The following is a 22,286-nucleotide window of genomic DNA, read 5'->3' on the forward strand; positions in this document are numbered from 1 at the left end:
TCCGACACTGTCGGAATGATGGTCATTGGTATAAGTATTTAGCGTTTTGAATAATCTGGCTGACATAGGTTTTGTCCTGGCTAACCCAGCCCGCAAATGGGGTTGCTGACGCGATAATGCCACGCTGCTTCGCCCAGTACATTGACTTCCATGCACCATAGGCTAAGCCGTCCAGTATTTGGAGTTGTGTAATTACTTTGCGCAGTAACTGGTCACGGGAATTATAATCGGCGAGTACATTATTCCCTTCTTTAAGGATATAACCGGAAACGTCAGTGACCAGCGTGAGTGATCTTGTTCGCATTTCAGCGGCAATATTGCCGGCAAATGCCAAAAGGTAAGGTTCGCTTTTCGCCATCGCCAGCGCCTGGTTGATGTACCCGGTCATATCGGCAATGATGACGGCGATGTTTTTGACCGCAAGGCCATCTTTTAGGGTAGAGTTCACATTGGAAAGCCCTTCATAGATCATGGTTTGGGCCAATACAACAGAACCGACATTGGTATTGAGGTCATTGATATTATTATTGATATTGCTGAGATATTGCTCGTGAGTAGCTTCTGCACCGCTCCTGACAGCTGCATTTTGCGAAACCGCAACAAGGTGCTGATAGTCGATAACATATTTTTGCGCCATTGACGAGGGGGAAAAGTAAAGCGAGAAAAGCAAAAGGAGCCCAAAGTTTCTTTTTTTCATCGTTTCAGGTATTTGGCGTTCTGAATAATATCCTGTCCAATTGACTTATCCGCATCAATAAAGTTCTGAAATGGATTTGCGGCTCTTAGCAGTGAGGCCAGGCTGGAATATTGCATCATATTAAGCATGTTACCGGACAAGTCCTGGATATAACTCAATTCAGAGATCACGTAATCAAAAAGCATCTTCCGGTCGGATGCCTTCATTTGGTTGACATCACCAGTTGACAAGGACAAACCGGTTACATAGGCCACCAGGCTCCTGGCCTGTGATGTAAACTGCAATGCCGATTGATATCCAATAGCAATTAATGCCGGATTTTTTTGTACCAACTGAACGATTTGTGCCTGGTTGCTGATGATCCGACTGACCATTGGTGTTGCGTAAATACCGATATCGGCAATATTGATCGCTGTCCCCAATGTATTGTATCGGTGTTGTAAAGTCCGGTACATGACTTTCGTTTTATCCAGTAAAGTCAAGTTAGCCTGCTCGTTAGCGACGGTCAAGGCCTGTTGGTTCTTTGCCTTTACCTGCAGCTTGTTTTCAGATTCAGATTCATCAACGAGTTGATGCAGGGCTGGAATGTCCAATATTTTTTGCTGGGCAAAAGCGGTCATCACTGTGCATGCCCATATGATTAAAATGGATGATATATTTTTCATAAAAATCCTGTTAAGTGTCATTGCGTTGAAAAACATCCCAGCCGCGGCGTAGGCAGGTGCCAAAGATCTGTACTTTGGCCCGTGTGGGATATAATGCTTCGATCATGACGTAAGCGTCATCGGGCTTTTGGCCCCTGAATTTAACTTTGCCTGTAAAGGGTGATTTTAAAGGATCTGGAAAATCAATGGCTGGTATCTTGTAGCCGTTCTTTTGAAACACCATCAGGTACTCGAAAACCTCTGTTGTGCTACCGCGTTTCCATTTTGGCCGCTTCCATATAAGGCAGCTGTCATATTGATATCCGAGTCGGCCCATGTATTCACGGCATTCGTCAGTGAATTTTTCAGTTACCCAAACCATGATGACATGCTCCTGAGAAGCCAGTTCGGCCAAACAGGTTTCCATAAAGTTAAAGGCACGGATTGCTCGCCACATCCTGGGAGGAATACTGTCAGTCAGAATCTTATTTGATCTTTTGTACGCCCAATATTGTTTCCAGGGTGGACAAATCAGAAATAGTTCATACTTCATTGCTTCAGGTATTTGGCATTAGTTAATACATCATTGGCTATCCTGACATCCTGGTTTTGCCATTCAGCCCAGGGGTTAAGCGAGCGAAAAATGCCGTTGATCTTCGCCCAGTACATAGCCCGGCTCATACCATAGGCGATTCCTCGCAGGATGCGCATTTCATCTGCAATATGATTGAGCAGTTTCCCACGTTCGCCGGAGTCCATGAGGTTTCCGGTTCCGCCTTTTAACACAAAAGCGCTGACTTCCGCGGCGAGTATAGTGGCTCTTGTTTCAAAGTCTCTGGCCCCCTGTTCTGCAAATAGCAACAATACAGGATCGGACTTGGCCAGCTTTACCGATGACTCCACGTCACTGATAATATCGGTGCCACATTCAGCGATTTCTTTTATGGTTGATAAATTATTGATCACCGATGCCACCTGGCTCAAACCTTGATAGATCTTGTTTTGCAGGCTATTGACAATAACCAGTTGACCACTGACCGCCAGCTGGCCTTTCTGGATCAGGTTTAACTTATCATTGGTGGTGTTGAGCTGTCCGTTGATAACACCTGCATTTACAGCAATAGCCGACGAAACGGCTGGGTCAACGGTCAATGTTTGCGCGCGTGTACTGCAATGGATTGCTAAAAAAACTATAGCTAATAATGGCCATTTGATAAAGTAATTCTTCATGATTGTTGATTTTGATTAACCTGTGAAATGAAAGCAGGTAAAGACTTACCGCTGTCTTTGAAGTCCCTGACGAAGGCATCAAGGCCATCCGGGTAAGAGCCGAAACGATTGGTGTAGCTTTCTACCGCCGACTTCTCCGGTTTTTCTGTTGTATAGCACAAATATTGGTGCAGCGATACCTCCACACCGTAAACTTCGCCGACCGCCCCGCGGCGTATATACACTTCTTTGAAGCGGCCCCGGTCATCCGTGTTATCAAGTTGGTTGATCGTGAAAATCTTTCGCCGTTCGATTTCGTTGATGGACAGCATGGCTGCGATTTCATTGTAATTGTCTTTGAATTTACTTTGGTCGAGCAGGACTACGGTATCTGAATTATTAATGATACTATCCTTTACTATCGGGTTGCCCAGCATATCATCTAATTCCTGGGTCACTTCGATAATCTCGCCCCAGAATTTCCTTACAGTTTTATTCAAATACAAAAGGAAGTTTGCCATAATCGGAGAGGTCAGTGCCCGCCATGCTTCTTCGAGGATCAGTGCTTTGCGCTGGTGCTTCCGGTTGCGCATCTTTTGGATGAACAGATCCATAATGATCAGCGTAACAATGGGAAACAGAGTGACGTTAGTCTGTAAATTATCGATTTCGTACACGATAAAGCGTTCTTCAAACAACGAAGCATCGGTTGCTTCATTCAGAATACTTTGGTATTCTCCTCCGCGGTAAAACTTTTTCAGCACATAACGAAACTCGTCAATATCGAAAGGGATATGTTCCTCTTGTTTGATCTGCGGGATCTTTTCCAGCGCAAACTCGTAAAACGAATTAAAGTTCAATTCCGGGGCGCGCTCCTGGAATTTGGCGACAAAAAAGGCATTGATGGTGTTTGACAACACATCCCGTTCCACAGTGGAGATATCGCCATCCGAGCCCTTCCATAACAAAGCAATGAGCGTAATTAAAAAATCCTTTTTCTCCAAATTATATTCTGCCGCTGTCATGGCAAAAGGATTCATCGTGATAGGCTTTGACTCACTATATGTGATATACTTACCTTTATAATAGGCACAAAGGCCGGAGTAAGAATGCCCTACGTCAACGATGACCACATCCATGTTATACAGCATGTACTGCTCCACAAGCGCGTTCATGAAAAAGCTCTTGCCGGAACCGCTGGGACCTAAAACAAATTTATTCCTGTTGTTAATTCGCCCGGTACGCATCGGCAGGTCGGCAGGGTCAATGCCGACAGGAATACCCTGCCGGTCAGTAAACCGGATCAGGAAATCTGAAGGTTCATCATTGGGCAGGGACTCCTTAAAAAAGAAACAGGCCGCCGCATCGCAGGTCGTCAAAAACCAATCGTATTCTTTGATCTCAACAGCATTTCCCGGGAGTAAACTCCGAAAAAGTTCCAGTTGATTATAACCGGTCTTACTGGGTTGAACACCCAAATTGAAAAGAGCTCCTTCCACAAAATTGGCCGCCTTTTCAAGTTTATTGAGTTCAGCCACAACCATGACGTTGAAATGGCTGTTAACCACCAGCTGGTTTTCCCTGGTGACATCCTTTAAGAGCAGGTCAATATCCTCTACACATAGATCATTGGCCGGGTCCGGGATACCGGAGTGCTTTTTCTTTTTCTGATCCAGTTTGCGCAGCATGGTGCTTTGCGCAATCAAATCGATCACCTGGTGGTAAACAATGGCTTTACAGCCGGGCACTTTAAATAGCAAGGATAAAAAGTCGACTGGAAACCCTCTTAACGAGTCCTTTTCATTTAATTCAATATGGGTCGCTACTTCTGCTGGAAGATCTACTATGTCGATGTCGACCAGGATAATACTTCTAACGGCCTGGTCGCCCATCCGTACTTCGTTATCATTAGGGCTTAAGTTATTCAAGGAAACAGCCCCCCCGGAAAAATTCATGCTCAGCATTTGTAAGAGCAGCAGGTTTATCTCCTTTTCCCTGAGCACGACGGCGGTCGGCAGGATATCTTGTATTTTGCCAATGGTATGGTAAAAATCACGGAGTACCCTGGGGTCAAATACATAGAATGAATTTCTCTTAACCCTACGGGTAATGGTCAGGTAAGTAGTGATCTGTAGGCATTCCCGGCCCTCGAAATGCTCGTTGTATTTTTGCTGCAGGTATTCGGTAGCCCTGGGCGTTTTGTACCGGTTTCGACTAATGATGTCGTGCTTTTGTAACAGGTGTCCGTCGCCAAGGATTTTAACGATATTGACCAGCGTATTATGAAATTCGTCGTAGGCTGAAGGATTTGCCGCGTAACGGATCACCGGGTTAATGATCTTTAGGATGACAGAAAAATCCCCGGCTGCTCCAATCAGGAGGTGAAATTCGCCCTTAGTGTCAACGCCGATAAAGGGCATTTCAAATAATACTTTTGCGGCCATAGTGGTTGATCTGATTGATGATTTGAATTCTATTGGCGCGGCTTTTGGAGTGCAAGCCTTGTTTTTGCCTGGATGCGGTGAACAGCAAACCGCCAACAATAAAGCCGATGAGTACCAGCGCACCAAGCCACATATTGACCAGTGACATGGTTAAAGCGCCAAATACAAGCCCGGTCAACAGGGAGGCAATACCCCAGTAAATGAACTTGCCTTTGAAACCTTTGAATATAAGGGGCCGTTGCAGCCCCTTATATACGGGATACTTCCTGGCCATTATAAGCCGAAGAAAGCTTTGATCACCAATGCGGAAACCACGAGAAAGACGCACGAACCGCCCCATCCCATAAGCTCTTTGTTGATATCTTGGTCACCCGAATTCCACTTCGAGTAGACACGAATGGCACCAACGATACCGACAATACCACCGATCACCAATGTGATGTTAGTTACCGGGGCTACATAGGTTTTCAGGGTGGAGGTTGCTGTATTCAGGCCGTTAACGCCGCTTTGCGCAAACACAGGAACAGACAGGGCCAGCAATACGGCTGAAGCCCATAACTTTTTTGTTTTTGTAAACATTAAAAGGGAGAAAAAATAAAGGCGGAGATCTTTTAAGGCCACCTGGGAGATGGCCATATATGGTAAAAGAGCGTTCAGATCACGAACAGCGCCCCTAAAAATTCACCCGAAGGGATCGGCAGTTTTCAGAACTGCGTAAACCAACCTGACGGCAGGTTGTATATATTGAAGTGGTTAATACAGAAATCTTTTATAGCTCCCGGAGAGAAAGCTTAACATGGAAAGGCGTTCAGATTCCGAACAACGCCTTTAAAAACGGCCCCGAAAGGATCATAAAAATGGCCGCAAAAAACCAGGCAGCTACTACCGCATCAATGCGTTTTTCACCCATTTGCCAATTTTGATATATTCTTAACGCCCCCATACTGCCCAATAGAAGAGCCAATACCAGCGCAAAATCCAAGGCCGAAAAAAAAGAAGAAGAAAGCTCTTGTTTGGCTTGCGCCAAAGAACCATCTGTTATGCCAGGCTGTGCAACTGCTATTATCGTAAGTAGGCTGCACCAGGCCGTCAGAAAAAGTTTCATATGTTAAAAGCTAACGGCTTTGATGTACTCGACCGATTCTTCGCGGGCGAGGTTGAACATCTGTTTGAGGCTGACGCCACCTGAAAAAACAATTGATGATTCCTTTCCGTTTAGAGTGGATTCATCTACGTGTGATTTAACGGGTTTAATATCCTCAACAAACGTGAGTTCATGTTGATCATATCCGGTATCCCCGCGTTTGGTGCGCAGATAATCCCAAATGATCAGCGCTGCATAATAGCTGGTATAGATACCAAGCAGCCATAGGGTAAATTTTATCCAGGTCATAGTTGAGTTCTTTGAAGATATTTGTTAATGATGGATTTAAACTCGGGATTGGTATTCAATAGAACTCTGACGGCAAAAGCCACAAACTTCGACATGTCCACACCTGTGGCGAGTTTAAACTTGTTTAAGGTATCGACCGTTTGCCTGTCGAACCGAATATGCATTAGGGTCTTATGATCACTGGTGTCATATGCAAAAAGCGCTCTGGTTATAGAGCGCTCAGCGAAAGGGGCATTTTTTAGTTCGGCATTTAATTTAATATGATCCGGCGTTCTAGGTCCATCTATAGTTGCCATAGCACCTGATTCTAAATCTTTATTTTTACGCAGATGATCATAAAGAATCCGGGTAGCACAAGAGGAAATAATGCTTCCAAATAGCACAATAGTTAATTTTGTCCGGGTCATAATTCAGTATTTTGAATGAATTGTTTGATGATCGTTTTAAGCTCAGGGTAGGTTTCCAGAAAATGCTTAACCGCGAAAGTGACGAACTTGGTCACATCAATACCTGTTGCCATTTTAAATTTGTTCATGATATCGACTGTTTGTTTATCGAATCTAGCATGAACCATGCTTTTATTACCGCTGTTATCATATTCGATCAATGCTTTGAGTATAGCAGTTTCTATGGTTTTTCCCGTTTTTCTACTACTCGTTTTAGGCACCTTTTCAGCCGAAATATGAGCGCCTTTCAACGGCTTGTCGACGGGTTTCCCCATTTGTTCACGTAACTGGTCAGCCAGGGTTTTCATTTTTTCCATAAGCGTTCGGCGAATATTTCTTCAAAAACAGGGGTGATCAGCTCATCAAGGGAAAATGGTGTTTCGAAAGTCGTAATGCGTTGAAAGTCTACACGGTCGGGAAGTTTGGTGGTGATTTTTCCAAATTTGGAAAGTTGTTCGTTGACTTCACTCATGATCTCAAACTTAACATTGGCTTTGATCCGGTTAGGAATGAAAACTATATCTACTTTGGGATTCACTTTTTTAAGGACTACGGTAAATAGAACAGTAGACTCAAATGTGAACTCATCATAGGTAAAGGGACAGATCACCAAATCGGCGGATCTAAAAACGGGGATTAGCCCGTCGTCATCCAGCTTGCCGGGAAGATCGATCAGTATCGCGTCCTCTTTACTTGCAGAGAGTTTGTTGCTCAGCAAAGGAAATGTTTCGAGCGTAGCCGGAAGTACATCATAGGGTTCTTTATTCTCCAGCACTTTAGCCTTTTCAAATTTCTGGGATATAGACAGCTGGTAATCCATATCGATGATGGTAACGGGCCATTCTTTAGCCAGGCTGAGGTAATTCCCTGATAGGACGGTGAGCGTACTTTTTCCTACGCCACCCTTTTGGTTGCCAAATAAACAGATCATACGTTTTCATGTTTTATCCCTTACCGGGTATTAGTTCTTGCTTTCTTTTGTCTCCGCCGTTTCATGCCCAGTACCTGCTGGTCATCTACATCGTCGGAAATCATAACGGGTCTGATGTACACTCCTTCTGGTACATATTCAGAATAATAAGTAACAGCATCCTTGTCCAGATAATCATGGAGATCAGTGTTGGGTTGTTGATAGACAGGTTCTAATTTGATATTGTCGTCCAGCAAATATTTCAAGTTCAGAATTTCACTGCCCTTAAAAACCTGTTTGGTGGCGTGGTCAATGACCGTATAGCCATATGGCTTTTTCCCTTCTGCGGAATGAAATACCAGATCGATTTGGAATTGTGTTTTCATCCGCTGCACAAAAGCCGGTGAAGTTTTTTGGGCAATAAACAATTCTTTGAGTTCTGCTATCCTTACTTTATCAGGCACGTAGGAGTTGATTTTTTGCTGCAGCTTTTTTTCGTTGATATAGTCACGACCAAGGAACCCATGATTTTCTAAAATCAGATAAAACTGCGCCGGGGTACTGAAACGGTACTGCATGGCGAAAGTGTAGCCCAACACTTTCTCGATGTTACCAACAGCTCTGACCTGTTCGTAATCACGGTCTATCTGTTTGCCATCCTTCCCCACCCGGGAGCTAACAATATGAACATGATGGTTTTCTGTGTCTTTATGAAAAACAATCAGGTATGGCTGATTGCCATATTTCATTTCCTTCAGCCACATAACAGCTGCTTTGGTCAATTCCTGCTTCGTATAGTTTCGCCCCCGGGCTGAAATAACCGCGTGAAATTGGGTGTTTTTTTGGATACCCTTATTTTGAGCGGATACCATCAGGAGGTAATTGACCAGGTCCTGCTGCCTAGGGTTGCTTAATGCTTGTAATATACCAAAGTTGGCGATAAGCATCAATTCCCCTTTGTTCCGGTCCACCTTATTGGTATTATATTTTACTCCGGCAAATACCCTGGAAGGTTTTTCTAAAATATGAGCGATCATTATGGCCAGGATTTTTGTTTGTAACTCTGTACCAGTCAATCTTGAAATCAAAATAACACTATAACACAAGACACTAACGCTGTTTCATTAGAACCTTATAACGCGATATCACAAGATCGTTAGAACATGGTACCTTCATAAGACTATAAAAAGATAACTTGGTAACGCCAGATCTTTAGAACAATGTTCCAGGCGATCAACTTAACTTTGTAACGGAATAATTTCCAATCGCAATAACTAACTATCGCTATTTCTTTATAACAAGATAACACGATAACAAATCTTTAAAAAATGCTATTGGCCCATAGCCCTGATAATACTGCGAAGTGCGGCTTCTAATGTTTGTTGAACTATTATATGTTCTTCAAACAGTTCATTAAACTTTTTGATAACAAGCGGTGACAGCTGCCCCTGAAGCTTAAGGATATTCGCGTGTTTAGCTAGTTGGTTGATATTATTGCCTACCCTTCCTAGCTCCGCACCAACCCCATCAAGATTCTTGATCAGTTCCTTTGAATTAATAACTACCCTTTTAGCATCAGTTAATATCCGCATTCTGATCAAGTCGGTCTTTGAAACACCCAACTGTTGCTCTAAATCAGCTATCTCTTTATATTCAACATCAGTGAATCTGACATTAATGAAATTAGTGCGCCTACCCTCCTTTAATTTCGGTCGCCCGTTCGGCTTCTTAAAGTCAACCATAGAAAAATTGAGTCGCGAAATTTTTTAAATCCCCCCTGGAAGGGCAAGAGACTTTTTGTGTAACAAAAAGACATCTTGCCGTTGCAGAAACAACGAAATTTTAGCTTATGAATTTGAAGTTTTGGAATTATACAATTGACCTTTTAGGTGATAAAAAAAAGATTGGAGAGCTGAATCGCAGCTTTTCCTGCCTTGGATGTTTTAATGAAGTCAATGGGCGTTCCCTAATGATGAGAGGTACTACCATTCAAATGGCACCTTAACTCCTGAAAAAAAATCACTCTTTTTCTTACTCGCAAACACTGCTTTCTTTAACTGTGCCTTGATCTTATCGTTATAATCATTAAATCCATCATAAACCCGTGAACGATCAGTGGCATATGGTAAGGCTTTTAAGAAAACCCTGGTGGCCAATGCACCTGCCCTGTTTCGGTCAAAATACACATCCAATGAAGAAAATGCTTTTGCTCTATTAATAGCCTGTTGCAATAAGGTTAGGGTATTTAAAACAATTGCGCTATGATCGTCGTCAGGTTTTTCTAACCGCCAGCTCAAAAAGTTGAGGAAACCTTCAAAAATTACGGCCCTTTTATTGTGACCAGGAATGAAGGTTATAGCTTTGTTTCCCATACACCCTTTAAAATACCTGTTACGAACTTCCCACGATTTGTTTTCATTTTGCCATCCCGCAGCGAAATAACGTTTACGAAGATTATTTTCGTCTTCTACATAGTAATACACCTCGGACAGGTAATTTTTAGCGATTTCAAAAACGCCGCGGCCTTTTAAATATTCGGTGATCGCCGGATGTGTGCCCAATGGTTTGATCTTTTCAACTATGTGGTGCGGATTTTTAATTATTTTTTTCGGGAATACTACCCTTTCTTCATCCGGAACTATCGAACAAACGTCCTGAATCTTTTTAACGACCTCATTCAATCCTAAATGCTTCCAATACGCCAAGCCGAAATCAATAATGTTGCCGCCTCTACCGACTCCATGATCGAACCATACACCGAGGTCGTCATTCACGCTAAAGGAAGGTTCGGTATCCTCGCTCTGTAGCATACTGTAATACATTCTTTCACGACCTCGTTTTGGAACCGGTTGATACCCCAAACGGCTCAAGAGATCAACAATAGAGCCCTGCTCCTTGAGCTCTTTTGCAGTTAATAAATTAGCCATGCCATAGTTATTTTTAAAGTTTCATAAAAGGGATTATTTGATTTTGAATGATCTGATCATGGATGGTCAACGACCAGTGAACCGGCAGCGGGTATCGATCCCGAACAATTCGCTTCTACCGGTTTATATATTCGGGACTACTCACGTCGGCATCTACATGCCGGGCTGTCGCCTGCCTATGCGTTTTCGCAATCTTGATACTATCTCAGCTTCGCAATATTTTCCGCTCCTGCGGAATAATGCTTTGTCCCCGTATGTCAAATAACAATTTGATCGGCTGATCGACTTATATGCAGATCAGCCAACCGGCTGCCTGACACCTAAAGACATCAAGCCGAAACCGGTTATGATTTTCAGAAAGGTTGGATACTGCTTTGAATTTTCTTCATTGCTTTCCGGCGATCGTCAAATCATGGAAGCAAATCACGTTTTTTGGGACACGCAGAAACAGGGAAAGGGGGTGAAAGAAAACTTTCACCCCCTCGGTTTTATGGAAGAAAAGATATAACGTTTATGAATAATTGAATGGCAAAACGAGTGAATGGCTATCCGATAGCTAACAGGTTTATTCCATCTATTGCAGAAGCTATTTTTTTTTAAATTATAGTATGGTATTATGGTAGTGAATTATTTTGGCAGATTTCTTTTATATACCACCAAATCAGCTCCTTTTTAAGCATAAATTTCCAATAATTTAATCAATACGTCACTTAACCCCTTTATTACATATCAAAAAGTCACTACCCTTTTCTTACTGTTTTAGAGCCCATGGTTGTATTTACTTTGTCTCAGCGTTTAAAACCTAAATCAATTTCTATTTAATAATCCCTTATTCCGGTTTCGGGGTAATACAAAAAAGAAAGGGTGTTTGTGACAAAGAGTATATCAATCGAACTGCCGGCTACGCGCCCGCACGTGGCTGAAGTCACGATCAAATAATGATCTCCGTCAAAAATATAGCTTATGGAAAGAATAGCATTAAAAATACAGCAAATTCATTTATCAGACCTCACCCGGGAAAGAATAGTTACCTGTATTAAGTTGGCTTGTATGTTCTTATTTCTGTATACAGCCTATGCCAAAATAGTCGATCACGATCGCTTTTTAAAGGGTCTGAAAAACGTGCATATCATTAATGGATTAGCCGTATACGTATCCTGGTTTGTTCCTTTGAGTGAAATCCTGACGTTTATTCTGTTATTAGTTCCACGAACTTTAAAATGGGGCTTTTTCGCCTTCACTGCGCTTATGACCATCTTTACAGGTTATATAATAAGCGTGCTGCTTTTGGAAAAAAAGCTCCCATGTCATTGCGGTGGGGTCATCGAAAAGTTGAGTTGGACACAGCACTTATGGTTTAATCTCGCATTTATATTTCTTGCCATAATTGCTATCCGGCTTTTTAAATCAAACCAAAATTTTAATAATTACAAAAGATGAAAAACATCAAACAAATCGCTTTAGGCCTGATAGTAGGCGCTTTAGCAATCGGATTTAGTTCGTTCACTGCAGTACGTAAATTACCTCCGCAGACTTTTGAATTTGTACATTTAGCGCACTCCACTTCTAATCTCCGGACCGACTATGTTTACCGGTCAGCGCCTGCCGGATGCGATAACTCGCTGAATAACTGCAGTTCCCTATGGAACGAAAACATTACCGGAACTCCATCAGAGGGTGATAATCCGATTCCAAGCGCGACCCAAGTCCAAATAACACCGGGCGACTATAAAGGACAATAATCATTATGAAATAGCACTGAGGTTATTTAACCTGAGTGCTATTTGTTGTCTTATCTTCCTTAAAAACCAATACATCTGTCATCCGATCGGCTGATATAAATTTTAATTTATATTTTTCTAATTCTTTATTCACGGCATCAATATCAGCCATATAACAGTTTAGATTTAAATCCACCTTACCATTCATTTTTGTTTCGTCAAAAACAGCCCTTTCCGAATTCTGCCAGAAATAACCTTCTAATAAAGCTATAAAATGGCTTAAAGGCATATTGTGCTGAATGTATGAATAAGCATCGTGTTTTTCAAACGGCGCACCTCCGGTTGTCGTTAAACTGCCATTTTGTTCTGTTTGGATAAGCACATCGCTTGACACCATGCGTTTTTCCAAGCCAACAGATAGTTTTAACGGTTTACCGAAATACCTGTCCAGGTCTTCCGCTAATAAAGCATATTTATCCTTCCACTTCCTGGCCGATTTCCAGATTAATTCATAGGTGTATCCATTTGTTTTCAACCAGTTATCAAAGGGAGATCCATGTAATGGGGAGGCTATCTTATCATATAAGACGGAATCTTTGATTTCAATGGCACACCTGCTTTTACCCCAGAATAATTGCGGTGATTTATTATACTTCATTCCCCAATAAAGTCTGTAAAAACTTAATATAGGTACATTAATTGTTACAAAATGAGTGGAATCAAAGTATAATTTAGATGCCGCATTTGGGACATATCTACTGAGAACTGATTGATATAAAATTTGATTATCACGTATCGGTTCCACATGAATTAAGCTGTCATCTTCTTCTCCTTTAAAAGGAATACCGGTAACAAAAACTGGTCTGTTGAAATCAACTTCTCTTCTGAGTTCTCCAATGGTATTTTTTATTCCCGGAGTTACTCCGTTAATTGCTGATTGAATATTCTTTTCATTGATTTCTTTACTTTCAGTAGTAGCTATTACAGTACCGTTTTTGTCAATCCAAACATAATATGGGATAGAACCGTGTACAAAAAGACTATTTAAAATCTTGTCACTGATCACTGAAGAGATGTTAATGTGTTTCACGGATTTGAGTTTTGCTAAAAATGCTCCGGCTGTTGTTTTATCCTCGTAGGTCACAGGTAATATTTCAACCTGTCCCGCGAATTTCTTCTGTAGGGAATCAGTCTTAGGCAACATGGCGACGCATGGGCTACACCAGGTAGCCCAAAAATCAAGAATTAATAATTTGCCTCTGAAATCCGACAATTTAAGCGAAGTAGTTTTGTAGTTTAATACATTCTGGATAATGATGTCAGGAACCTTGTCGCCTATAGCCAACGGTTTTGTTTGCGCATAACTATCATATGCAAAATTGGCCAATAACAAAAATAGTACTGCTAATAGATTATTTCTCATCTTATTTATATATAATGGTTTAATTAAAACTTATCTTGGATTTTGCTGTAATCCACTTAAGGCTATTTCATCGGGTGGTATAGGAAAGACATACAGGTTGCTATTGGGTGGCAACGAATAGGTTTGTCCGTTAAAAACACGGGTAAGGGTAACCGCGGTAGCGGCATCTTTATTCAATCGCTTTAGATCTTCCCATCTAAGTCCTCTAAAGACCAGCTCTTTTCTTCGCTCCGCCAATATCTGAGACAACGCGTCGGTACTATTTCCGGCAGTATAAGGAACAAAAGTCCCGGTGACCCACCTGCTTTTTAAGAGGGTGTTGAGATCCTGCATGGCCATAGCAACGTTATTTGCTCTGGCAAAGCATTCAGCTCTTGTTAAGTACATTTCGCTGGTTGTGATGCCTCCAAAAAGCGACGACGGATCGCCACTATAGGACCCTTTAGAAGTAACTATGCCGGATACTGTTTTAAAATAAACAACCTTCCTCAAGTCATTGGAATTGTATGATTTATATAATATGGAGTCTACAATCAGCTTTGGACTGCTATTATTGAAGGCGGAATAGCTTCCCAGTTGATGGTGATAGATGACCTCTGCGCTAAATCGGGGAATCGGGCTGTTGTTACTGGTTGCCAACTGGTTAAAATCCAATAATTTACTACTGAGCTGAAGGGATGAATCGGCGTATAATAACGCCTCGTTGTAATTTCTTTGGGATAAATACACCCTGCTTAACAGGCCATAAACCGCCGCTTTACAGGGCCTAGTGGGATACAAAGGAGAAACAGGCAGTAATGGCTTTCCCAGGTTCAAATCACTTAAAATCTGATCGTAAGTCGCCTGTATGGTCGCCCTAACAGATTTGACAGTGATATCCGCATTTGTCCTCAAAGGGATTCCCGGGTCCGTCTTGGCTGTAGCCGAATCATACGCTTTTGCAAACTCTTCAACCAGGCCTAAAAAGTCATAGGCCCGATAAAATAAGGCAGTGCCTTTTACATTATTCCAACTTGTCTTACTTGATGAATTGTAAGGTACTTTAGCAATTCCATCTAAAACGATGTCTTCGTTTAATATTCTTTGATAACCGTCAGTCCAGTCATAACTTTTCTGACCGGCAAATAAATCAGGGCTCCATATATAAGCATTTCTTTCCTGTGGTGTGCTCAATCCCTGCCAGGAGGTGTATGACAGGTAAAAGTCACCGGCACCCACTTCGTTTAAACTTGGCTGATTAAAGTTAAAGAGCGTACTTGCTGTATTGTTATCTAAAAGAGCCTGGTAATCCGTAATTGTGCTTGGCACAACCAAAGCTAAATTCGGTTTTGCATCCAGAAAGTCCTTTTTACATGAAAATTGAATTAAAATAATCGCTAAAAAAATAGCTTCTATGATCTTTTTTAAAGATTTGTTTGTTGATTTCATCGTGGAAGTTTTAATTAGAGATTGGCTTTTATACCTAATGAAATAGATCTGGGTGTAGGATACCCTGTTGGATAATCAGGATCGAGGTTTAGCTTGTTTGCCCTCCAGAGTATGCTGATATTATTGGCGTAAAGGTATACCTGGACATTAAAGGGAAGGTTTCGATATGTCCTCTTATCGAAGGTATAATTCAGGCTAATATCTTGCAGCCTGATATTATCTCCTTTTACAACCGTAGCATCTGAATATTGGTAGAAAACATCTCTGCTTGAAATTGCAGGATACACCATAGATGGTACATTGGTAACTTTTTCATCACCCGGCTTTTGCCATCGCTGTGTATATTCCTTGTTCCCTCCTAACCAGTTATTAAACAGATTGGTATAGCTGAGTGCGCTTCTTCTGAAAAAGTAGTCGAATTTATAACTGATATTAAAATTTAAAGAGAGGTTTTTATATACAAATCTATTGTTGATACTGCCAAAATACTGCGGACGGGCAGGTCCATTATATACCAAATCATTTTTTAAGGCCGGTTGGATCAGCCTGCCATAATCTTTACTTATTGTACCGTTGATATAGCCTTGCGGATCACCGTTAACAGGATCTAAACCTGCCCAACGGTAGCTCCAGACGCCATATACAGGATAACCAACAACGGGATAAATATTTCCGCTTGCACCATCAGCCGTAACTAATGAGGAAGCAATGCTTGGTGCATTATAAGTTGTCACTTTATCCCGGGCATGGCTGAACAATAGCGTAGTAAACCATTTGAAATTTCCATCAATATTCTTTGAAGTCACCTGAATATCAAAACCATTCCCCTTCATATTGGCAAAATTGCCTTGGATGGTCGTTAAACCGACACTTGGCGCAACGGATTCATTACCAATAATATCTTTGCCGTTCTTTACAAAATATTCCAGACTGCCGGAAAGCCAGTTGTCTTTAAGCCCAAAATCCAATCCAAAATTTGCTATTCCCGCTTTTTCCCATCTTAATTGTGGATCGCCAACATTCGCTATATAAGCTTGCGGCAAATGCGTTAACGAACTGTTTATCGGATAATATTGGAAGGTGGTAACCCCGGTTATATTCTGATTTAAATTACCGTTATAACCATAGGTAGCGCGTAGATGTAAGACTGGAAGCCATTCCGAATGATAAAATTGCTCTTTATCCACGTCCCATTTCCCTCCTACAGACCATAATGGAACGGATTTCAAGTTTGTTGAGACACCAAAATAATTAGAACCGTCAATTCTGGCGCTCGCCGAAAATGTATATTTCTTGGCGTAGGTATACGCAGCGTTGCCAAAATACGAACGTAAGCGGGTAAGGGATCCTGAAATTCCACCACCATTTGGTATTGGACTATAACTTAATCCTCCCGGATTTAAAGGAAAATAATCTACAAGGTCTACCGCGGTGCTGTTACCCGTTTTGGGATCGTATCCGTATACACTGGCGCTTGTATTGCCATCCGTTTTGGTTTGACTTTGTTCAATCCCCACAATCGCATTTACTTCGCTGTTGTTCCAGCTTCCGGAGTAATTTAGCTGGCCTCTTGCGTTGTAGGCAGTAACGGTCGTTAAGGATTGGGACAGCACCCCACCCAACGGGACATAATTATAATTAACAATACCTTTTGCATCTACACTTGCAAATTGATTGATAAAATTTCTTGTGGTATAGGTTTCCTGACTTTCGAAATCCCTAAAATTGCTGGTATACTGCTCATATTGGTATTTTATATCCAGACTAAGTCCTTTGATCACCGTATATTTTAAACTTGGGGATAAGCGGATATCTCCATATTTCGTAGTATTGTCGCTAAGGCCGAGATCGGTAAGCGGGGCATACGACCAATCCAGATACCCCATTGAAGGAGCTACTTTGACAAATGCAGGATTCAAATTTTTAGTAATCGTTAACGGATTCCCTGCGGCATCAGCCAATTGCGCATATTGATAGATATTACCCTGGAGTACATTGGAAATCGTATTATCGGTTTTAGTATTGGATTGAATATAGTTTAAGCCTACAGCTAATTGTAAATTTTTTATGGGGTTAAACGCAATATTACAATTTACGGTCAGCCTATTAAATTTGTTGTCTTTTTGTGTGGGAAGATTATTATCATAGCCCGCCGAAAAATAATAACTTGTTTTTTCATCACCACCCTTTATATTAACGGAGTACTGCTGATTTACGGCATGCTGATACAGGTATTTTGACATATCATTTAACAGATCATTCTTACCCAAGTCGCTGATCTGTGATGATGCTATCCCTGGAGAAATGGCTCCTCCCCTTTGCTGTGCTAAGATTTCGACAACTGGCGATATAAATGGATAGCTGGTCGTATTGGAGAGATCAGCGTCATATTTACCATTTTGGAAGAGGAATTTTTCCACGCCGATGTAATCGGCTGAACTCATGTATTGCGGGTTGTACTGAAGGTTTGGTTTCTGAAAAATGGTAACATTTGAATTAAAGGCCAGGTTAAGTGGTTGGTTGAGCTTCCCTTTTTTCGTTGTAATTACAATTACCCCGTTACCCGCTTTAACACCCCATATTGATGCCGCAGCTGCATCCTTTAATACGGTGATGCTTTCTACATCAGCGGGATTTATGTTATTGATATCACCACTATAAGGGAAATTATCTATGACAATGAGTGGTTGATCATTTGCGAAGATTGTAGAGCGTCCGCGGATACTTAAGTCCAGATGACCGTTTTGAGTATTGGTCGTATTCCTGTTAAAAAGCAAGCCACTGGTTATCCCGTCCAGTTTAGATATTACATCAGTAGCCACCCGGTTGTCGTACATTTCTTTCAATGGTTGTGCAAATGATCCGGTAACCCTTTCTTTAGGCAATGTCTGGTAACCTGTAGAAACAACGGTGACCACATCTAATTTAGAATCTTCAGTGTTCAAAGCAATTGTCAGGTAGTTCGAGTCATTGCCAACAATAATTTCCTTTGTTTTATATCCTATAAAAGAAACCTGTAAAATAGTGTTAGGTGTAACATCATCAATTGAAAACTCTCCGCTTTTATCAGTCACGGCAAGCTTGGGTTCACCTTTTACCCTGATCGTGGCCCCTTCCAAGACTTGTCCGTTGGCATCTGTAACCTTTCCTTTTACCCAGATCATTAATAGCCGTTTACTTTCAGCAGGTCGCGGTTGAGGCTTTGGCAAATCGCGCTTTATCACTATCTTTTCATCTATGACCTGGTAGGAGTATGAATACGGGGTAAGCAACTGGATCAAAACGTCACTGAGCGGTTTGTCTTTAACATGGATGCTCACAGATGTTGTCGTTAATTCTTTAGATACACTGTACATGATGCTCACAGAGGCTTTGTTGGCAATTTTATCCAAAGCTTGCTTTAGCGTGACCCTATCAAGGCTTATACTAATCCTTTTATCGAGCCCCTGCGCTCTTACATTGCCTGATGCAAGTGACGAAATACATAAGAGGCCGTTTACAAAGACGATCAGCAAAAGGAGCCTGAGAACTTTTAATGATGGTAAAATTTGAAGCATAGTTTTTCAATTAATGAGTTTATTGGTTATTTCACACGTAAGGTTTAGGCAATAGCATTCCCATGACGCAAGATTTAATCTTCTTGCATTTCGGGAGATATAGAATTCCAGGAAATCGGGATAATCTTTATTCCAGGCTGGGATATCGGAAGTTATGTTTTATCATTCCTCGCATCCCCCCTTCAAAACGTAGCTGCCATTTTGAAAAATAACCTTTGCGTTGATCGCGGCGGCTAACTGTTTCAAAACAATTTCGATTGGTCTTTTCGTGTCGAATTCCCCAGAAAATAAACAACTTTTAGACTTGCTTTCCAGATCAATTTGAAGGTTATAATATCTTGAAAGATCCGACACTATATCATTGACGGATGCGCTGTCATAATTCAAGATACCGTCCTTGCGCCTGAGCATTAATTGCGCATCTGGATATTCAATGCTTTTTAAAGTGCCGCTTTGCTTATCTAACTGGCTTTGTTGATTAGGATGCAGTGTTACGCCTTCATCCCTGCCCTTTGCAAAGTTCACACCTGAAACTTTTACAATTCCAGTCACGACAGTAACTTTGTAATGCGATTGTCCTTTATAGGATTGAACATCAAAGGAAGTACCTACCACCCGGGTATCCATGTGATCACTATGGATAATAAAGGGGTGGCTTTTGTCCTTAGCCACTTCAAAAAAAGCTTCGCCTTCCAGCTTTATCTCACGAAAATTACCTATTAACTGATCCGGAAATTCTAATGTGCTGGAAGGGCTAAGCCATATCTTAGTGCCATCGAAAAGGATAACTTTTTTCAGCTCCGCCTGTGAAGTCCTGATAGTGGATAATTTCACCTGTAAAATTCCTTTTTTAAGGTTATACATGTAGTTATTAAACAACACTATTGCCAAGACACTCATCAATAGCCAGAAAGCTACTATCTTTAACAATCTTGGTGTCAACGTTCGGATTTTACCAGGCTGTTGATCGTTAGCCTGCCTTATTTCAGCAATTAACGCTGATTTTATTTTCAATAAAACCGCGTCTTCTTTTGAATTGGTAATCGAGCCCTGGTTTTCAACATTCAGTTCAGCATTAATTAAGTGTCTTAAGGTTTCTTCGTCATTTTCCGTTTCAAAATACTTTAAAAGCTGTTTCACCTCGTCATGTGAACACCTGTTCTGAAGATATTTTACAAAGAGTTCAATGACTGCCGATTGATTTTCCAATGTTGTCCTTTTACTACAACACGACGTAAAACGGATCAATAACTATCGATAAGTAAAATATTTTTTTTCAGGTGTAAATAATTCCGGGTGCTGAAGGTTATAAAACGACCCGGAATGTCAGATTAACCCGGGCTTTCATAGGCTTGGGCGATTTAGCGATCCGATGCTCCCAATGCTCCTGCAACCCGGCTTTCATCAGCAAGAACGAACCATGTCCCAGCCGAACAGAATAATGTTCACTATGGTCTGCCTTGCTACGGATATCAAAGCTGCGTACCTGCCCGAAGCTCACGGATGCAATAACCGGGTTCTTACCCAGTACACTTTCCCGGTCACTATGCCAGGCAACGGAATCGTTCCCATCGCGATAATAATTAAGCAGGACGCTATTAAATCTGATACCTGCTGTACCTTCCACTTTTTCCTTCAGCATCAGTAATTCCGGGGTCCAGGGATTGGGATTAGATATTTTTCCGGATACGGAATAGTCGGTACCTATGTCACCATGCCAGGAAGTGAGACGTGGCGTTAAATATTCTTTATCCCACATCTTCTGTGTAGTCTGCTTCCAGGGTATTTGGCTGGCCAATTGATGCAATAGCCAGTCACTTTCCGCTGCGCTTATAAAGCCGGCATGATATTCCAGCAGTTCTTTTGGTAATCCTTTGCTCTGTCCTGCATCTGCAAAAAAACTTAACTGTTCCATGGTTTAATCTTGTTGATAGTTCTTCATTTTGGGGTACTGCTCACTTTTATACCAGGGCTTTTGTGGCCGGTTAACAGGAAAACCGTGTTGTTCCCGGTAGGCCTTACGTTCTGCAGTAAAATGCCAGCGTTTGCTATCATCACAGTTTTCAATATAATGCACTAGCAGCCGGTACGAATCTTCTACGCAAGGGTCTGCCCAAGTTCCGCAGTACTGTTCAAAAGCATCAAAAAGCTCTACAGCTGATTTCCCTTTAAGCTGCTCCAGTGTATAATAACCCTGGCTGATCAGTTCGGATGCGAAGTTGATACCCAGCGAGGGGATACTTTGAAATTCCGCCAGCGCGTTCAGCTCTCTGGCACGCTCAGACGAGGCCTCCAGCAAGGCGGCGATTTCGTCGGGGGCATAATCCTGCAACAATTTTTGACTTATCTTTTTGGCCTTAAGCAATTGCTTTTCCGCCATGGTCAACCGATAGTTAATCGTTTTTTTCATAACCTTTCCACATAATGGATGGTGAAATCAGCCACTTGCTCCTGTTCGGCGATAGACAATTCGCTGCCGTCATAGATCCAGTAGCCCTGTACATCAAACAAAATGCAACCGAGTTCATCCGGACTTTCCTCAAAAGCGGTGGACAGCCGATAACATTGCTCGGCGTTTGTATGGAAACGGTCGGGTATCACCCGAATCACTTCATCGGGGCCGTTCCGGCGCTTGACAAAGGCTTTGGCTTCCCGGGTTAAATAGCTGTTGGCAATCATTTTTGCTTGTTCCAAAAAATAATTTTCAAATATAAACAAAATGCTAATATTTTTAGTATTAGTTTTGTAATCCAGTTTTATTTATGGTCAGTACCCGAAAAGATATCGTCAGTGAGCTGCAGCAAAAGATCCTGCAATGGGAAGGCTATAAACCATCGGGTACGGGTCCTCGGTCATTAGTTGGCCTGGGGCCGCTGGAAGAGGCTTTCCCCAACGGGGTCTTCCCGGTAGCGGCAGTGCATGAGGTGGTTTGCAGTTCGGTAGAACAGGCAGCGGCAGGCGGCGGCGTGGTTACCGGTATCCTATCGGCTTTGCTCGGACAGGACGGTGTCTGCGTTTGGATCGGTCGTGCGCAGAGCTTGTTCGCCCCTGCGCTAACAGTATTTGGGGTAACGCCGCATAAGGTCATTTTTATCAGTTTACCAAAAGACAAAGAAGCGCTTTGGGTAATGGAAGAAGCGTTGAAATGCTCCGGGTTAACCGCAGTGGTATGTGAGCTTCAGGGATTGGATTTCAAACAGTCGCGGCGGCTGCAATTGGCAGTCGAGCAAAGCCGGGTAACAGGCTTTGTACTCCGAAATGCAAAAGATAAATTGGGTTCAACAGCCTGTGCCGCCCGGTGGCGGGTGAAACCCCTGCCAAGTGCAGACCTGAACGGGCTACCAGGTCTGGGTTTCCTGCGATGGCAGGTAGAATTGTTAAAGGTACGCAATGGCCAGCCTGGAAGTTGGCTGCTGGAATGGAACGAAGATCGTTTTATACCTGTTGAGCAATTGATTGCAGTAGAAGAAAGACAAGCGGGGTGAGT

Annotated in this window: 25 protein-coding genes; 3 read left to right on the top strand and 22 right to left on the bottom strand. The window is 42.1% G+C overall.

From position 1 onward, the window contains the following. Positions 1-22: 22 nt before the first annotated feature. The 15 genes from G7092_RS05655 to G7092_RS05725 all read right to left on the bottom strand — a co-directional run bounded on the left by G7092_RS05655 (position 23) and on the right by G7092_RS05725 (position 10,670). Entirely contained in the window at positions 23-697 is a 675-nt protein-coding gene (locus G7092_RS05655) for a hypothetical protein (RefSeq protein ID WP_166087061.1), read from the bottom strand. Beyond that, positions 694-1,362: a hypothetical protein gene (locus G7092_RS05660; RefSeq protein ID WP_166087063.1), complete on the bottom strand. Its 669-nt coding sequence runs from the start codon at positions 1,360-1,362 to the stop codon at positions 694-696. The genes G7092_RS05655 and G7092_RS05660 overlap by 4 nt, the downstream gene beginning before the upstream one ends. Before the next feature lie 10 nt (positions 1,363-1,372). Next, complete coding sequence (locus tag G7092_RS05665) at positions 1,373-1,894, bottom strand: MT-A70 family methyltransferase (protein WP_166087065.1); 522 nt, start codon at positions 1,892-1,894, stop codon at positions 1,373-1,375. Continuing rightward, on the bottom strand, positions 1,891-2,571 hold the full coding sequence (locus G7092_RS05670; protein ID WP_202985222.1) for a hypothetical protein: 681 nt from the start codon (positions 2,569-2,571) through the stop codon (positions 1,891-1,893). Before G7092_RS05670 ends, G7092_RS05665 begins: the two co-directional genes overlap by 4 nt. Beyond that, positions 2,568-4,994, bottom strand: a complete 2,427-nt coding sequence (locus G7092_RS05675) for a TraG family conjugative transposon ATPase (protein WP_166087067.1) — start codon at positions 4,992-4,994, stop codon at positions 2,568-2,570. Before G7092_RS05675 ends, G7092_RS05670 begins: the two co-directional genes overlap by 4 nt. Further along, on the bottom strand, positions 4,972-5,268 hold the full coding sequence (locus G7092_RS05680; RefSeq protein ID WP_166087069.1) for a plasmid transfer protein: 297 nt from the start codon (positions 5,266-5,268) through the stop codon (positions 4,972-4,974). The genes G7092_RS05675 and G7092_RS05680 overlap by 23 nt, the downstream gene beginning before the upstream one ends. Beyond that, positions 5,268-5,630, bottom strand: a complete 363-nt coding sequence (locus tag G7092_RS05685) for a DUF4134 domain-containing protein (RefSeq protein ID WP_438861462.1) — start codon at positions 5,628-5,630, stop codon at positions 5,268-5,270. The genes G7092_RS05680 and G7092_RS05685 overlap by 1 nt, the downstream gene beginning before the upstream one ends. A gap of 172 nt (positions 5,631-5,802) precedes the next feature. Beyond that, positions 5,803-6,099 (bottom strand): DUF4134 family protein, encoded by a 297-nt coding sequence (locus tag G7092_RS05690; RefSeq protein ID WP_166087071.1) that lies wholly within the window; start codon positions 6,097-6,099, stop codon positions 5,803-5,805. A gap of 3 nt (positions 6,100-6,102) precedes the next feature. Next, positions 6,103-6,387: a hypothetical protein gene (locus G7092_RS05695; protein WP_166087073.1), complete on the bottom strand. Its 285-nt coding sequence runs from the start codon at positions 6,385-6,387 to the stop codon at positions 6,103-6,105. Further along, complete coding sequence (locus G7092_RS05700; protein WP_166087075.1) at positions 6,384-6,794, bottom strand: hypothetical protein; 411 nt, start codon at positions 6,792-6,794, stop codon at positions 6,384-6,386. The genes G7092_RS05695 and G7092_RS05700 overlap by 4 nt, the downstream gene beginning before the upstream one ends. Beyond that, positions 6,791-7,150 carry a hypothetical protein gene (locus tag G7092_RS05705; protein WP_166087077.1) on the bottom strand — a complete coding sequence of 120 codons (360 nt, stop codon included), beginning with the start codon at positions 7,148-7,150 and terminating at the stop codon, positions 6,791-6,793. The genes G7092_RS05700 and G7092_RS05705 overlap by 4 nt, the downstream gene beginning before the upstream one ends. After that, positions 7,138-7,764, bottom strand: coding sequence for a ParA family protein (locus G7092_RS05710; RefSeq protein WP_166087079.1), 627 nt, complete (start codon positions 7,762-7,764; stop codon positions 7,138-7,140). Before G7092_RS05710 ends, G7092_RS05705 begins: the two co-directional genes overlap by 13 nt. Before the next feature lie 20 nt (positions 7,765-7,784). Continuing rightward, the gene (locus G7092_RS05715) at positions 7,785-8,780 is read right to left on the bottom strand and encodes a relaxase/mobilization nuclease domain-containing protein (protein ID WP_166087081.1); all 996 of its coding nucleotides are present in this window, start codon (positions 8,778-8,780) and stop codon (positions 7,785-7,787) included. A 294-nt stretch (positions 8,781-9,074) separates the two neighbouring features. After that, a complete protein-coding gene (locus tag G7092_RS05720; RefSeq protein WP_166087083.1) occupies positions 9,075-9,485 on the bottom strand; it encodes a plasmid mobilization protein in 411 nt (136 codons plus the stop codon). Positions 9,486-9,725: 240 nt separating this feature from the next. Next, on the bottom strand, positions 9,726-10,670 hold the full coding sequence (locus tag G7092_RS05725) for a DUF8464 domain-containing protein (RefSeq protein WP_166087085.1): 945 nt from the start codon (positions 10,668-10,670) through the stop codon (positions 9,726-9,728). A 963-nt stretch (positions 10,671-11,633) separates the two neighbouring features. Here G7092_RS05725 and G7092_RS30945 point away from each other — a divergent pair. Further along, complete coding sequence (locus G7092_RS30945) at positions 11,634-12,110, top strand: MauE/DoxX family redox-associated membrane protein (RefSeq protein WP_369074287.1); 477 nt, start codon at positions 11,634-11,636, stop codon at positions 12,108-12,110. Further along, complete coding sequence (locus tag G7092_RS05730; RefSeq protein ID WP_166087087.1) at positions 12,107-12,412, top strand: hypothetical protein; 306 nt, start codon at positions 12,107-12,109, stop codon at positions 12,410-12,412. The genes G7092_RS30945 and G7092_RS05730 overlap by 4 nt, the downstream gene beginning before the upstream one ends. Positions 12,413-12,434: 22 nt before the next feature. Here the strand turns inward: G7092_RS05730 and G7092_RS05735 are convergent, their stop codons facing one another. The 7 genes from G7092_RS05735 to G7092_RS05765 all read right to left on the bottom strand — a co-directional run bounded on the left by G7092_RS05735 (position 12,435) and on the right by G7092_RS05765 (position 21,517). Next, a complete protein-coding gene (locus G7092_RS05735) occupies positions 12,435-13,814 on the bottom strand; it encodes a TlpA family protein disulfide reductase (protein WP_166087089.1) in 1,380 nt (459 codons plus the stop codon). A gap of 30 nt (positions 13,815-13,844) precedes the next feature. Beyond that, positions 13,845-15,242 carry a RagB/SusD family nutrient uptake outer membrane protein gene (locus G7092_RS05740; protein WP_166087091.1) on the bottom strand — a complete coding sequence of 466 codons (1,398 nt, stop codon included), beginning with the start codon at positions 15,240-15,242 and terminating at the stop codon, positions 13,845-13,847. Positions 15,243-15,256: 14 nt separating this feature from the next. Continuing rightward, positions 15,257-18,799: a SusC/RagA family TonB-linked outer membrane protein gene (locus G7092_RS05745; protein ID WP_166087093.1), complete on the bottom strand. Its 3,543-nt coding sequence runs from the start codon at positions 18,797-18,799 to the stop codon at positions 15,257-15,259. A gap of 162 nt (positions 18,800-18,961) precedes the next feature. Continuing rightward, the gene (locus tag G7092_RS05750; protein ID WP_166087095.1) at positions 18,962-20,008 is read right to left on the bottom strand and encodes a FecR family protein; all 1,047 of its coding nucleotides are present in this window, start codon (positions 20,006-20,008) and stop codon (positions 18,962-18,964) included. Between the two features lie 97 nt (positions 20,009-20,105). After that, positions 20,106-20,714 (bottom strand): alpha-ketoglutarate-dependent dioxygenase AlkB family protein, encoded by a 609-nt coding sequence (locus tag G7092_RS05755; protein ID WP_166087097.1) that lies wholly within the window; start codon positions 20,712-20,714, stop codon positions 20,106-20,108. A gap of 3 nt (positions 20,715-20,717) precedes the next feature. Continuing rightward, on the bottom strand, positions 20,718-21,209 hold the full coding sequence (locus tag G7092_RS05760; RefSeq protein WP_235953784.1) for a helix-hairpin-helix domain-containing protein: 492 nt from the start codon (positions 21,207-21,209) through the stop codon (positions 20,718-20,720). Further along, on the bottom strand, positions 21,206-21,517 hold the full coding sequence (locus tag G7092_RS05765; protein ID WP_166087098.1) for a hypothetical protein: 312 nt from the start codon (positions 21,515-21,517) through the stop codon (positions 21,206-21,208). The genes G7092_RS05760 and G7092_RS05765 overlap by 4 nt, the downstream gene beginning before the upstream one ends. A gap of 44 nt (positions 21,518-21,561) precedes the next feature. Between G7092_RS05765 and G7092_RS05770 the strand changes: the two genes are divergently transcribed. After that, positions 21,562-22,284, top strand: a complete 723-nt coding sequence (locus G7092_RS05770; RefSeq protein ID WP_166087100.1) for an ImuA family protein — start codon at positions 21,562-21,564, stop codon at positions 22,282-22,284. Positions 22,285-22,286 lie beyond the last annotated feature (2 nt).

This window comes from Mucilaginibacter inviolabilis (assembly GCF_011089895.1).
GTDB lineage: Bacteria > Bacteroidota > Bacteroidia > Sphingobacteriales > Sphingobacteriaceae > Mucilaginibacter > Mucilaginibacter inviolabilis.

Coding starts and splice junctions, on each gene's coding strand:
- G7092_RS05720 (WP_166087083.1), bottom strand. CDS start 9,485: ATGGTTGACTTTAAGAAGCCGAACGGGCGACCGAAATTAAAGGAGGGT.
- G7092_RS05695 (WP_166087073.1), bottom strand. CDS start 6,387: ATGACCTGGATAAAATTTACCCTATGGCTGCTTGGTATCTATACCAGC.
- G7092_RS05730 (WP_166087087.1), top strand. CDS start 12,107: ATGAAAAACATCAAACAAATCGCTTTAGGCCTGATAGTAGGCGCTTTA.
- G7092_RS05760 (WP_235953784.1), bottom strand. CDS start 21,209: ATGAAAAAAACGATTAACTATCGGTTGACCATGGCGGAAAAGCAATTG.
- G7092_RS05735 (WP_166087089.1), bottom strand. CDS start 13,814: ATGAGAAATAATCTATTAGCAGTACTATTTTTGTTATTGGCCAATTTT.
- G7092_RS30945 (WP_369074287.1), top strand. CDS start 11,634: ATGGAAAGAATAGCATTAAAAATACAGCAAATTCATTTATCAGACCTC.
- G7092_RS05705 (WP_166087077.1), bottom strand. CDS start 7,150: ATGGAAAAAATGAAAACCCTGGCTGACCAGTTACGTGAACAAATGGGG.
- G7092_RS05700 (WP_166087075.1), bottom strand. CDS start 6,794: ATGACCCGGACAAAATTAACTATTGTGCTATTTGGAAGCATTATTTCC.
- G7092_RS05710 (WP_166087079.1), bottom strand. CDS start 7,764: ATGATCTGTTTATTTGGCAACCAAAAGGGTGGCGTAGGAAAAAGTACG.
- G7092_RS05690 (WP_166087071.1), bottom strand. CDS start 6,099: ATGAAACTTTTTCTGACGGCCTGGTGCAGCCTACTTACGATAATAGCA.
- G7092_RS05665 (WP_166087065.1), bottom strand. CDS start 1,894: ATGAAGTATGAACTATTTCTGATTTGTCCACCCTGGAAACAATATTGG.
- G7092_RS05755 (WP_166087097.1), bottom strand. CDS start 20,714: ATGGAACAGTTAAGTTTTTTTGCAGATGCAGGACAGAGCAAAGGATTA.
- G7092_RS05655 (WP_166087061.1), bottom strand. CDS start 697: ATGAAAAAAAGAAACTTTGGGCTCCTTTTGCTTTTCTCGCTTTACTTT.
- G7092_RS05715 (WP_166087081.1), bottom strand. CDS start 8,780: ATGATCGCTCATATTTTAGAAAAACCTTCCAGGGTATTTGCCGGAGTA.
- G7092_RS05725 (WP_166087085.1), bottom strand. CDS start 10,670: ATGGCTAATTTATTAACTGCAAAAGAGCTCAAGGAGCAGGGCTCTATT.
- G7092_RS05770 (WP_166087100.1), top strand. CDS start 21,562: ATGGTCAGTACCCGAAAAGATATCGTCAGTGAGCTGCAGCAAAAGATC.
- G7092_RS05685 (WP_438861462.1), bottom strand. CDS start 5,630: ATGGCCATCTCCCAGGTGGCCTTAAAAGATCTCCGCCTTTATTTTTTC.
- G7092_RS05670 (WP_202985222.1), bottom strand. CDS start 2,571: ATGAAGAATTACTTTATCAAATGGCCATTATTAGCTATAGTTTTTTTA.
- G7092_RS05745 (WP_166087093.1), bottom strand. CDS start 18,799: ATGCTTCAAATTTTACCATCATTAAAAGTTCTCAGGCTCCTTTTGCTG.
- G7092_RS05680 (WP_166087069.1), bottom strand. CDS start 5,268: ATGGCCAGGAAGTATCCCGTATATAAGGGGCTGCAACGGCCCCTTATA.
- G7092_RS05740 (WP_166087091.1), bottom strand. CDS start 15,242: ATGAAATCAACAAACAAATCTTTAAAAAAGATCATAGAAGCTATTTTT.
- G7092_RS05660 (WP_166087063.1), bottom strand. CDS start 1,362: ATGAAAAATATATCATCCATTTTAATCATATGGGCATGCACAGTGATG.
- G7092_RS05675 (WP_166087067.1), bottom strand. CDS start 4,994: ATGGCCGCAAAAGTATTATTTGAAATGCCCTTTATCGGCGTTGACACT.